Origin of the sequence: Mycobacterium liflandii (genome assembly GCF_022354805.1) — a bacterium.
Lineage (GTDB): Bacteria > Actinomycetota > Actinomycetes > Mycobacteriales > Mycobacteriaceae > Mycobacterium > Mycobacterium marinum.
The window spans coordinates 211,452-223,567 of record NZ_CP023138.1 but is presented as its reverse complement, the minus strand read 5'-3'; the positions used below and the strand labels follow the sequence as shown (position 1 = coordinate 223,567).

At 64.6% G+C, this 12,116-nt stretch carries 4 protein-coding genes and 5 pseudogenes; 6 read left to right on the top strand and 3 right to left on the bottom strand.

Features of this window, described 5'->3' with window-relative positions:
• Positions 1-99 precede the first annotated feature (99 nt).
• The gene (locus CKW46_RS01090; protein WP_252872267.1) at positions 100-1,929 is read left to right on the top strand and encodes a hypothetical protein; all 1,830 of its coding nucleotides are present in this window, start codon (positions 100-102) and stop codon (positions 1,927-1,929) included.
• A 6-nt stretch (positions 1,930-1,935) separates the two neighbouring features.
• Here CKW46_RS01090 and CKW46_RS01085 read toward each other — a convergent pair.
• A pseudogene (locus CKW46_RS01085) lies at positions 1,936-2,202 on the bottom strand (hypothetical protein); the annotation flags it as partial.
• Between the two features lie 127 nt (positions 2,203-2,329).
• Between CKW46_RS01085 and CKW46_RS01080 the strand changes: the two are divergent.
• A pseudogene (locus CKW46_RS01080) lies at positions 2,330-3,533 on the top strand (ISAs1-like element IS2404/ISMul1 family transposase).
• Here the strand turns inward: CKW46_RS01080 and CKW46_RS01075 are convergent.
• Positions 3,529-6,597: pseudogene (locus tag CKW46_RS01075) on the bottom strand (ABC transporter ATP-binding protein); the annotation flags it as partial. The pseudogenes CKW46_RS01080 and CKW46_RS01075 overlap by 5 nt on opposite strands.
• Before the next feature lie 140 nt (positions 6,598-6,737).
• On the opposite strand from CKW46_RS01075, the pseudogene CKW46_RS01070 reads away from it, so the two are divergent.
• Positions 6,738-7,940: pseudogene (locus CKW46_RS01070) on the top strand (ISAs1-like element IS2404/ISMul1 family transposase).
• A gap of 18 nt (positions 7,941-7,958) precedes the next feature.
• Here the strand turns inward: CKW46_RS01070 and CKW46_RS01065 are convergent.
• Positions 7,959-8,294 (bottom strand): annotated as a pseudogene (locus tag CKW46_RS01065) (ABC transporter transmembrane domain-containing protein); the annotation flags it as partial.
• A gap of 351 nt (positions 8,295-8,645) precedes the next feature.
• On the opposite strand from CKW46_RS01065, the gene CKW46_RS01060 reads away from it, so the two are divergent.
• The 3 genes from CKW46_RS01060 to CKW46_RS01050 are packed head-to-tail and all read left to right on the top strand — an operon-like array spanning position 8,646 to position 12,115.
• Positions 8,646-9,911, top strand: a complete 1,266-nt coding sequence (locus CKW46_RS01060) for an aspartate kinase (protein ID WP_012396734.1) — start codon at positions 8,646-8,648, stop codon at positions 9,909-9,911.
• A gap of 1 nt (position 9,912) precedes the next feature.
• Positions 9,913-10,971, top strand: coding sequence for an aspartate-semialdehyde dehydrogenase (locus CKW46_RS01055; RefSeq protein WP_015357542.1), 1,059 nt, complete (start codon positions 9,913-9,915; stop codon positions 10,969-10,971).
• A gap of 7 nt (positions 10,972-10,978) precedes the next feature.
• Positions 10,979-12,115: a DUF4185 domain-containing protein gene (locus CKW46_RS01050; protein WP_482052678.1), complete on the top strand. Its 1,137-nt coding sequence runs from the start codon at positions 10,979-10,981 to the stop codon at positions 12,113-12,115.
• Position 12,116 lies beyond the last annotated feature (1 nt).

Genomic DNA, 12,116 nt, shown 5'->3' with positions numbered 1-12,116 from the left:
GTACGTTTAACGCGATCGGCCGCCAGAGAAGCGGACATGGGCTTCTCGGACTTGATCATCCGCTATCGCACCTTCACTTCTCAGCTAGGGGTATCGCTCATGCAGCTTGGCGCGACATTATCGTCGACCGATAATGCCAATGGAATTCAGCTAGCCAAATTCAACTCCGATGATGTGCTGCCAATGAATTTCGCGCCTCCGATCGGTCCGGAACTGGTATCGCCTGAAGAACTTCCCGCCGCCTGGGCGTACAAGCGCTTCCGTGATCTGGAGGAGAAAGAGTCCTACCGCAGCACGCTATTGGCGGAGCTCACCAAAGCCTTCGAGATTCTGAGCCCGCAGGACGCCGCCACCGCAACCGCAGGGCTGCAGGACCTCTTGGGGCAAATGGCAGAGCAGGGCGCGGTAGTCCTCGCCGACATCGTCGAATCGGACGCCTTCCTGGAATTGGTTGCGCGCTACGACGAAATCATGGCGCAGGAGGGCAGCGGTAGCTTCATCCACCGCTTCGTGGACCTGCGGCGAACCGTAGGGCTTCTGACCGATCCTGAGGTCAACAACCCGATGGTGCACCCGTTGATGATCACGCTCATCTCCTACGCGGTCGGCGGTCCGATCTGGATGGTTGATGAACGTGCCAAGGACGCGGAGCCGTTGTCCGTCCTGGCGCAGGACAACATGCTGCACATCGACAACACGCCGTTCAATGACGAGTACAAGATCATCGTCACCTGGCGCCGCGGAACTGCCAAGGGGCCGGCCGGGCAGAACTTCACCTTCCTGCCTGGCACCCATCAACTCGCCCGCACCTGCTTTGTCAACGAGGCCGGGGAACCGTGGTCCAGCGAAAATGCGTCGATCTTCACCACCACCGAGAGGATCAGGCGGGTATTCGACGCGCAGATGCAGTTGAGGGACCAAGACCGCCCGGTCGTCATCGAGGTCAGTGATTCCGAACGGCCGCTGAGCACCGTGTTCGCCGCCGGTTCCCTGGTGCACCACCGGTTCCGCACCGCCTCCGGAAATGCGCGCAGCTGCATCATCATGGCCTTCCACCGCGTGGCCGATAACCCCGGCCGTCTGGTCAGCGACGTCGAGGACACGCCCTGTGCCTCGCTGAGCGAACTGTTGACCAGCGGTGTCCCCGATGAGTCCTACCAGCAGCGCTTCATTACCACCCTGTGCGCTGCAGCCGGCCAAATCGCCGAACTGCTCGCCAAGTGGAAGAGCACACCAGAGCGTCCGGTGCCGCTGCCGCTGCAGGAAAGGCAGATCGATGGTCGGCGGTTCGAGGAGTGGATTTCCGTATCCACCGAGGCTCCGCCTGTCCAGGAGATCCGCAACCGCGAACAGCCCATCCCCTACGGTGAGGTGTTGTCATCGGAGGAATTCTTCGATCTGGTGTGGCGACTGATTCGCTTTGACAAGCATGGTCCGCTGGATCTGGTTCTGTACCACGACAACCGCGAGGAACCGCTCAAGTGGGCGCGAAACCTGATTCGTGAGATGTCGGCGGACCGGTTGCGCGAGCGGTTGTCGGGCTGGAGTGCCGATCTCGGACACCACCGTCCGGCCGACTGCCTGCGCCCGCTCCAGGTGCACGCCTTGGTCTCCGAGGTGCTGCGGACGCTACCGCTGGATGGAAACCAGACCCCTCCGGCCGACTGGGACAACGACATGCTGGGAATGAGCCTGGCCGCCGCCGCGCGCTCGGTGCGACAGCTCCTCGAGGACATTGCCGAGGCCGTGCTGCGGTGCGAGGACATGCCGGCCTACCTCTCGACCAGCCTGTTCGCGTTCTGGATCGTGGACTCCGCCTACAGTTTGGACGGTCGGCGCAACCTGGTGGTCCAGGACTGCACTCGTCGTCTGCTGCGGCACTACGTCATGCTGGCGCTGACCGCGATGCCCGAGGCTCCGGTTGCCTGATCCCCGCTAGAGGACATCCGTGTCGGGGGAATGGACCAGCAGTTCGGTTGGGATCGGCCGATCGTCGGATGGCGACGGCCGGCCCACCCGGCTGTGGGCCGCCCACAGCGCGGCATAGCGTCCGCCGGCGGCCAGTAGCTCGACGTGGGTGCCGTCCTCGACAATGGTTCCCTGCTCGAGAACCACGATCCGATCTACGAATTCGGCAATTGCCAACTCGTGGGCAATGATCAACGTGGTCCGGTCGGCTGCCAGGCCAGGGCTCCGGCGTTGTTGATTAGCAGGCTTGTGAGCTGGGTTGATGATCTTTGGTGCCGCGCTATTGGGGCCGGAGTGTAGGCACGGGCTATCTGGAGAACGATCGAGTTGGTTACTGTTCGTCGTTGGTCTGGAGTTGCCCGTGCCTACCGTTTCAGTATTGCCTGTGTCGTCGGTTCCAGAGGTGTTCGACCGCTGGAGTCCTGGTGAGCGCAGCGAGCTCATCGGATCGGAGTTTCTCGATGTGTTGGCCTCGGTGCCAGACCCGAGGGACCCACGCGGTCGGAGGTATTCGCTGATGGCTTTGTTGGCGATCGCGGTTCTGGCCACTGCCGCGGGGATGCGCGGCTATGCTGGTTTTGCCACATGGGCGGCCACCGCTCCCGATGATGTGTTGGCCTAATTAGGGGTCCGGTTCCGGCGGCCCAGTGAGAAGACCTTCCGCGCTGTTTTGTCTCGGCTAGACCCCGCCGACCTCAACGCCAGGATGGGCAGTTACTTCACTGCACACGTGGCCAGCAGCGACCCCAGTGGATTGGTGCCGATCGCGTTGGACGGCAAGATGCTGCGTGGTGCCTTTACGCGCCAAAGCGACAGCCACGCATCTCGTGTCGGTGTTCGCCCACCGTGCCCGATTGGTGCTCGGTCAACTCGCTGTCGCCGAGAAAAGCAATGAAATTCCCTGCGTACGTGCCCTGCTCACGCTGCTGCCGGGTAGCTTGCGGTGGCTGGTCACTGTGGATGCGATGCATACCCAGGTCGTCACCGCGAAGTTGATCTGCGCCACCTTGAAGTCGCACTACCTGATGATCGTCAAGTCCAACCAAGCCAAAATACTTGCGCGTATCACCGCGCTGCCCTGGGCCGAGGTGCCCGCAGCCGCTACCGACGACTCCCGCGGCCACGGCCGTGTCGAGACCCGCACCCTGCAAATCATCACCGCTGTACGAGGAATCGGCTTCCCCTACGCAAAACAAATCATCCGGATCACTCGTGAACGCTTGATCACCGCCACCGACCAGCGCAGCGTGGAGGTGGTCTATGCCATCTGCAGCCTGCCGTTCGAGCACGCCCGCCCTACCGCGATCATGACCTGGATGCGTCAACACTGGGGAATCGAGAACAGCCTGCACTGGATACGCGACGTCACCTTCGACGAAGACCGTCAAAGGGCACATACCGGAAACGGCGCACAGGTCCTAGCAACGCTACGCAACACCGCGATCAATCTGCACCGCCTCAACGGCGCCGACAACATCGCCGAAGCCTGCCGGATCACCGCTTTGACCGCCAACCGCCGCCTAGACCTCCTCAATCCACAATTCCCCAGCTCACAAGCCTGCTAATCAACAACGCCGGAGCTCTGGCTGCCAGGCCCAGGGTCGCCCAGTGCACCAAGGCCTCGGTAGCGGGGTCCAGGGCGACGGTGGCCTCGTCGAGCAGCAAGATGTCGGAATCGACCAGCCGCGCCCGAGCCAACGCCAGCAATTGCAGCTGGCCGGCGGACAGATTCCGGCCACCTGCGGCCACCTCATGCTGGTACCCGCCATCGAGCGCGGCGATCATGGGGTGTGCACCCACCTCGCGCGCGGCCCGTTCGACCTGCGCGTCGGTGGCATCGGGACGCCCGTATGCGATGGCATCACGGACCGTCCCGGCAAATAGGTAGGGTTCCTGCGCCACGATGCTGAGCCGGCTGCGGTAGCCGTCGATATCGAATTCCCGCAAGTCGCAACCATCGATCCGGATGATTCCGTCCGTCGGGTCGTAGAACCTGGACACCAACTTCATCAGGGTCGATTTCCCTGACCCGGTGGAGCCGACGAACACCACCGTTTGGCCGGCGGGAATCCGCAGATTGATCCCGGCCAGTGCGGGCGCATCCCGGGTCGGGTACCGGAAGTGAACGGCGTCGAACTCGATCTCACCGCGCAGCGTTCCCACCGGCGCCGCCGACGGCGAAAATGCGGTCGGTGTGTTCAGCAGCGACCGGATCCGTCCGACGGCAACCGCCGCGCGCTGATACTCGTCAAACATTTGGGACAGCTTGTCGACCGGCGCGAACAACATTTCGACATAGAGCAGGTAGGTCACCAGCGCGCCGACCGAGAGCACGCCCGCCTGTACGTCGCGGCCCCCTTCGAACAGCACCAGTGTCGTTGCCAGGCTGCAGGTTAACGGTACGAGCGGAAAATACAGCGCCAGCAGCCGTTGAGCACGGACGCGGAGTCGTCGGTAGTCGTCGCTGTGCGCGAAATACGTTTGAAGTCCAACGTATTCGGCACGGTAGGCCTGTGCGACTCGCAGCCCCGCGGAGTACTCCCGAAGGGTGGCGGTCACGGTCCCAAGCCGCTGCCGCGCCTGCCGGTAGGTCCAGCTCGACGCCCGGCGGAATTGCCAGGTCGCCAGGCCCAGCATCGGCAAGGTGGCGAAGATGAGCAACGCCAACTTGGCGTTGATGGCCAGCAGTGCCGCCAGAATGCCCACCGCCGTCATCAGGCTGACGATGGCGATGACCAGGCCCGTGCGCAGGAACGCCACGATGGCGTCTACGTCGGCGGTGACCGCGGTAATGATCTGGGAATCACCGTTGTCTTCGAAGGCGTCTAGGTCCAGACGCTGCGCATGGGCAAATACCAGGGAGCGCAATCGGAACAGCGCCTTCTCCCCGGCGGTTCCGGTGACCACGGCGCTGCCCCACTGTGCGACCAGGCGGATGGCCACGATGGCGGCGCCGGCCAGTGCCGCCCACCACAGCGCCGTTAGCACGTGCTGACGGATGCCGACATCGATACCGTGCCTGATGAGCAGGGGCGGCAACAATCCCGCACCGGTCTCGAGGGCTACCAGCAACAGGCTCACGATCAGTGGCCCGCGGAAGTCGTGCAGCAGCCGGCGCAACAGGTCGGGCTTGGGCGAGTGGTCGCTGGGTCCGGTCGCGTCAGCGGCGACGTCGATGGCCTCCGGTTCCGATTCCGGCTCGGGCACACCGTCTTCGAACGCGAGACTACGCAGGGGATCTGTTGCGGGCGAGAGTAGTTCGCGATAACGCGAACAGCGTCCCCATAGCTGTTCCGGGGTGCCGATATCGAGCAGATGCCCGGAATCGAGCACCGCGACGCGGTCGGCCAAGGACAGCATGGAGCGGCGGCGGGTGAAGATGACCGCGGTCCGGTCTGCGAGGACCTCCCGCAACACGTCCTGGATCGAAGCTTCGATGACCGCGTCCACGGCCGAGGTCGGCTCGTCCATGATCAACAATCGGGGATTGCCAACGAGCGCCCGGGCCAGCGCGATGCGTTGCCGCTGCCCGCCGGACAGCGTCAATCCCTGCGCTCCGACCGGCGTCGCGTAGCCGTCCGGCAACGTGTTCACGAACTCGTCGATATGCGCCGCCCGGGCCGCGGCGGTGATCTGCTCCAGCGTCACGTTCGAGCGGCCGTAGGAGATGTTCTCACCGATAGTTCCGGAAAACAGGATGGCCTGTTCGGGCACCAGGCCGATAGCCGAGCGCAACGAATCCAGAGTCAGGTCGCGCACATCATGGCCGCCGACGCGGACCGCTCCCGCGGTGACGTCATAGCAGCGCATCGCCAGCAGCGCCAAGGTGGATTTGCCGCTGCCTGGCGGGCCGACCACGGCAAGGGTTTCCCCGGGCCGAACGGAGAGGTCTATGCCGCGCAGGACGGGGTGTTCGGCCGCATAGCCGAACGATGCCTGCTCGAAGGCGAGGGATACCGGAGTCGACGAGGGCAGCTGCTTGGTGCCATCGACCAGAGTCGGCCGGCTGTCGATGAGTTCGAACACCCGGATGGCGCCCGTCCGCGCCTGCTGCGCGATGGTGAGCATCCCCGCCAGATCACACGCCGGGCGCGACACCAGGGTCAGGCAAGACCAGAAGGCAACGAAGGTGCCCACCGTGATCGTGCCCTGCGCCGCCATCCATCCGCCGACCGCGAGGACCGCCATCTGCCCGAAGGCGGGCAGGCTTTGCAGCAGCGGGCCGAAGTATGCGTTGAGCCGGGCTACCCGCACGCGTGCTGCATAGAGCGCGCGGCCGGCAGTCGTGAGTTTCACCGTCTCCTGGGACTGCTGCCCGAAGGCCTTGACGACATGAATCCCGCTGACCGCGGCGTCGACCACACCGGTGACCACGGCATTGCGTTCTTGCGCGGCCTCGGTGGCTACCGCCAGCAGGCGGCGGCTGCGATGGGCGACCAGGCCGATCAGCGGGACAAGTAGCACCACGAGCAAAGCCAGTGGTAAGGACAGCCAGGCCATCACCGCGAGGCAGAGCAGCAGCGTAAGCAGATGCCGGATCACATTGGGCAGGTCGAACAGCAGCGTCTGCACCAGTTCCAGGTCATTGGTGGTCCGGACGATGAGCTGGCCGCTGCTCCAGCGGTCCAGGGCTCCGGCGTTGTTGATTAGCAGGCTTGTGAGCTGGGTTGATGATCTTTGGTGCCGCGCTATTGGGGCCGGAGTGTAGGCACGGGCTATCTGGAGAACGATCGAGTTGGTTACTGTTCGTCGTTGGTCTGGAGTTGCCCGTGCCTACCGTTTCAGTATTGCCTGTGTCGTCGGTTCCAGAGGTGTTCGACCGCTGGAGTCCTGGTGAGCGCAGCGAGCTCATCGGATCGGAGTTTCTCGATGTGTTGGTCTCGGTGCCAGACCCGAGGGACCCACGCGGTCGGAGGTATTCGCTGATGGCTTTGTTGGCGATCGCGGTTCTGGCCACTGCCGCGGGGATGCGCGGCTATGCTGGTTTTGCCACATGGGCGGCCACCGCTCCCGATGATGTGTTGGCCTAATTAGGGGTCCGGTTCCGGCGGCCCAGTGAGAAGACCTTCCGCGCTGTTTTGTCTCGGCTAGACCCCGCCGACCTCAACGCCAGGATGGGCAGTTACTTCACTGCACACGTGGCCAGCAGCGACCCCAGTGGATTGGTGCCGATCGCGTTGGACGGCAAGATGCTGCGTGGTGCTTTACGCGCCAAAGCGACAGCCACGCATCTCGTGTCGGTGTTCGCCCACCGTGCCTGATTGGTGCTCGGTCAACTCGCTGTCGCCGAGAAAAGCAATGAAATTCCCTGCGTACGTGCCCTGCTCACGCTGCTGCCGGGTAGCTTGCGGTGGCTGGTCACCGTGGATGCGATGCATACCCAGGTCGTCACCGCGAAGTTGATCTGCGCCACCTTGAAGTCGCACTACCTGATGATCGTCAAGTCCAACCAAGCCAAAATACTTGCGCGTATCACCGCGCTGCCCTGGGCCGAGGTGCCCGCAGCCGCTACCGACGACTCCCGCGGCCACGGCCGTGTCGAGACCCGCACCCTGCAAATCATCACCGCTGTACGAGGAATCGGCTTCCCCTACGCAAAACAAATCATCCGGATCACTCGTGAACGCTTGATCACCGCCACCGACCAGCGCAGCGTGGAGGTGGTCTATGCCATCTGCAGCCTGCCGTTCGAGCACGTCCGCCCTACCGCGATCATGACCTGGATGCGTCAACACTGGGGAATCGAGAACAGCCTGCACTGGATACGCGACGTCACCTTCGACGAAGACCGTCAAAGGGCACATACCGGAAACGGCGCACAGGTCCTAGCAACGCTACGCAACACCGCGATCAATCTGCACCGCCTCAACGGCGCCGACAACATCGCCGAAGCCTGCCGGATCACCGCTTTGACCGCCAACCGCCGCCTAGACCTCCTCAATCCACAATTCCCCAGCTCACAAGCCTGCTAATCAACAACGCCGGAGCCCTGTCCAGCGGTCCTGCTGCCGGCCGCCCCAGCGCATCAGCGTCGCAAACGCGTCCACGCGGAGGTCATGCTGCACCAAATGGGCGATTCGACCGCCGTAATGCCGGCGCACGAAGGTCATGAAGTAGATCGCAACCGCAGCGGCAACCAGCACCAGAGCCCACGGCGCCAGAGTTCTGTGATCCGGCGCGATCGCATTGTCTATGACGCGTTTGGTGACCAGCGGAACCATGACCGTGATCGCGGTGCCGACCACCGACGCGAACAATCCTAGCAGCAGGTCACGCCGGTACCGGAGAACGTATCGGGACAACCGTCCCCACCAGTTCGTCCGCATCCCGCCACAGCCCTTTCCCGCGAACCCGGACGACCGCCAGCCCAAATGCGCTGGTGGCCGCCGCAGGCATTCTCCCACGCTGCCCGGATCACCTGCACATCTGCGAAATTTGTCCGGGGCCGCCACCCGGAACGAGTGAACTTGGCCTCGCCTCGTGATGAACCCCGCCGGTTGCTGGTCACCAGCGGGCGGCGTACCTGCGTCTTCGGGTGATGCCCGGCGCGCGCCGCCCTCGACGGCCGAACCGTGGCCCCGCGGCATCGAAATTAATTGAGATGCGCCGACACGTATCCTGTTGTGGACTTATACCACCAGTGGTGGTTGCGCAGCTTCGGTATGGGAAGGGAAACAGTGGCGCTCGTCGTGCAGAAGTACGGCGGATCCTCGGTGGGCAATGCCGAACGGATTCGCCGCGTCGCCGAACGCATTGTCGAAACCAAGAAGCAGGGCAACGACGTCGTCGTCGTGGTCTCTGCGATGGGCGACACCACCGACGACCTGATGGACCTGGCGCTGCAGGTGTGTCCGGTACCGCCGCCGCGCGAACTCGACATGCTGCTGACCGCGGGCGAGCGCATCTCCAACGCGCTGGTGGCGATGGCGATCGAATCACTGGGTGCGCATGCACGGTCCTTCACGGGTTCACAAGCCGGCGTGATCACCACCGGCACCCACGGCAACGCGAAGATCATCGAGGTCACGCCGGGACGGCTGCAGGCCGCGCTCGACGAAGGCCGGATCGTGCTGGTCGCCGGCTTCCAGGGGGTGAGCCAAGACAGCAAGGACGTCACCACCTTGGGCCGCGGCGGATCGGACACCACCGCGGTCGCGCTGGCCGCCGCGCTGGGCGCTGACGTCTGTGAGATCTACACCGACGTGGACGGCATCTTCAGCGCGGACCCGCGCATCGTGCACAACGCCCGCAAGCTGGACACCGTCACTTTCGAGGAAATGCTCGAGATGGCGGCCTGCGGCGCCAAGGTGTTGATGCTGCGCTGTGTGGAATACGCGCGCCGGCACAACATTCCGGTGCACGTCCGCTCTTCTTATTCGGACAAACCGGGCACCCTCGTTGTCGGATCGATCAAGGACATAGCTATGGAAGACCCCATCCTGACCGGCGTCGCGCACGACCGCAGCGAGGCCAAGGTGACCATTGTCGGGATACCTGACATCCCGGGCTATGCGGCCAAGGTCTTCCGGGCCGTCGCCGAGGCCGACGTGAACATCGACATGGTGTTGCAGAACGTGTCCAAGGTCGAGGACGGCAGGACCGACATCACCTTCACCTGTTCGCGAGACAGTGGCCCCACGGCGGTGGCCAAGCTGGACTTGCTCAAAGACGAAGTCGGCTTCACCCAACTGCTCTACGACGACCACATCGGCAAGCTGTCGCTGATCGGCGCGGGCATGCGCAGCCATCCCGGTGTCACCGCGACGTTCTGTGAGGCGCTGGCAGCGGTCGGCGTGAACATCGAGCTGATCTCCACCTCCGAGATCCGGATCTCGGTGCTGTGCCGCGACACCGAGCTGGACAAGGCGGTTGTCGCCCTGCATGAGGCGTTCGGTCTCGGCGGGGAGGAGACGGCCACGGTCTACGCGGGGACGGGGCGCTGAGATGGGTGCCACCGGCTTGTCGATCGGGATAGTGGGGGCCACCGGCCAGGTCGGTCAGGTCATGCGCGCGCTGCTCGATGAGCGTGACTTTCCGGCGACCTCCGTCCGGTTCTTCGCATCCGCTCGGTCGCAGGGCCGCAAGCTGCCCTTCCGCGGCCAGGAGATCGAGGTCGAAGACGCCGAGACCGCCGATCCCAGTGGGCTGGACATCGCGCTGTTCTCGGCCGGTGGGGCCATGTCGAAGGTGCAAGCGCCGCGGTTCGCCGCCGCCGGCGTGACGGTGATCGACAACTCGTCGGCCTGGCGTAAAGACCCCGACGTGCCGTTGGTGGTGTCGGAGGTCAACTTCGAGCGCGATGTCGCGAACCGCGCTGGGCCTCTCACGAAGGGCATCATCGCCAACCCGAACTGCACCACGATGGCGGCGATGCCGGTGCTCAAGGTGCTGCACGACGAGGCTGGGCTGGTCCGCATCGTGGTCTCGTCGTATCAAGCCGTGTCCGGTAGCGGGGTGGCGGGCGTCGAGGAACTGGCGACCCAGGTGCGCGAGGTGATCGACGGCGCCGAGCAATTGGTGCACGACGGTGCGGCCCTGCAGTTCCCGGCGCCGGTGAAGTATGTGGCGCCGATCGCGTTCAATGTGGTGCCGCTGGCCGGATCGTTGGTGGACGACGGCTCCGGCGAGACCGACGAGGACCAGAAGCTGCGCTTCGAGAGCCGCAAGATTCTGGGCATTCCCGACTTGTCGGTCAGCGGTACCTGCGTGCGGGTACCGGTGTTCACCGGACACTCGTTGTCGATCAATGCCGAATTCGAGCGGCCGCTCTCGCCGGAGCGGGCGCGCGAACTTCTCGACGGGGCCCCGGGCGTCAAAGTCGTCGACGTGCCGACGCCGTTGGCCGCGGCAGGAGTCGACGAGTCGCTGGTCGGTCGCATCCGCCAAGACCCGGGTGTGCCAGACGGGCGCGGCCTGGCGCTGTTCGTGTCGGGGGACAACCTGCGCAAGGGGGCGGCGCTGAACACCATCCAGATCGCCGAACTGCTGGCCGCTGACCGGTGACCTAAGGGTGAGCTCCGCCCTGGTCGTGCGGTGCTCCCTGCTTGTCGTGCTGGTTATTGTTGCCTCGCAATGTTTTTGGATCGCCCACGCCGATCCGCCGGCGCCGGGGCCCGCGCCCATTCTGCCGCCGTTGGCGCCCGGCCAAGTGTTGCGCATGGGGCCAACCGCCGGCACCGGAACGCCGACCGGCGACTACGGCATTGGCGCCACCGATCTGTGCGAGTTCGTCGAATTCCCCACCGAGCTGTTGCAGGTGTGCGGCGATAGCTTCGCCGGCCAGGGTGTCGGGTTCGGCGGCTGGTACTCGCCGATCGCATTGCGTGTCGACACCGCGTCCGTCGACGACCCGGCAGGGGTGCGCTACACCGGAGTCACGGGCATCGGCAGCCCGCTGCTTGCCGATCCCACACCTGCCGGGAACTCGCAGCTGCCCGCCGGAGTGGTGCAGATCAACCGGCACAACTACCTGATGGTGACCACGACCAAAGACCTGGAGCCGCAGAGTTCGAGGCTGGTGTTGGCGGTGCCGGAGCGTGCGGGCTGGCAGACCATCGCGGGCACCCAGCGCGCGGCCCGGTATCAGGACGGGTCACAGACTCAGATCAGCGGGTACTACGACCCCATTCCCACCCCCGATTCGCCCGGCGGCTGGGTGTACATCGTGGCCGACAATTTCACCCGCAGAGATCCGGTGCTGCTGTATCGGGCGACGCCGCAGACCTTCATCGACCGGTCCAAGTGGCAAGGCTGGGCCGGCGGGCCCGGCGGCGGTTGGAACAAGCCGCCGACACCGCTCTGGCGCGATCAGGTCGGCGAAATGAGCATTCGGCAGATCGATGGCATGACCGTGTTGTCGTATTTCAACGCGACCACTCTCAACATGGAAGTGCGAGTGGCCGCCAATCCGACGTTGCTGGGAGATGCGCCGATCACGACGGTGGTGCAGCACGACGAGTGGCCGGAACCCGCGGAGAGTCTGCCGCCGCCATTCGACAACCGGCTCGCCCAGCCCTACGGCGGCTACATCTCGCCCGGCTCCATCCTCGACGAACTGCGGATATTCGTCAGCCAGTGGGACACCCGCGCGCGGATGAGCGGGCCGTATCGGGTGATCCAATTCGCGGTGAACCCGTTCAAGTCCTGAG

Excerpts from the sequence above, each read along its gene's own strand:
- CKW46_RS01090 (WP_252872267.1), top strand. The coding sequence starts at position 100 with ATGCAGCTTGGCGCGACATTATCGTCGACCGATAATGCCAATGGAATT.
- CKW46_RS01055 (WP_015357542.1), top strand. The coding sequence starts at position 9,913 with ATGGGTGCCACCGGCTTGTCGATCGGGATAGTGGGGGCCACCGGCCAG.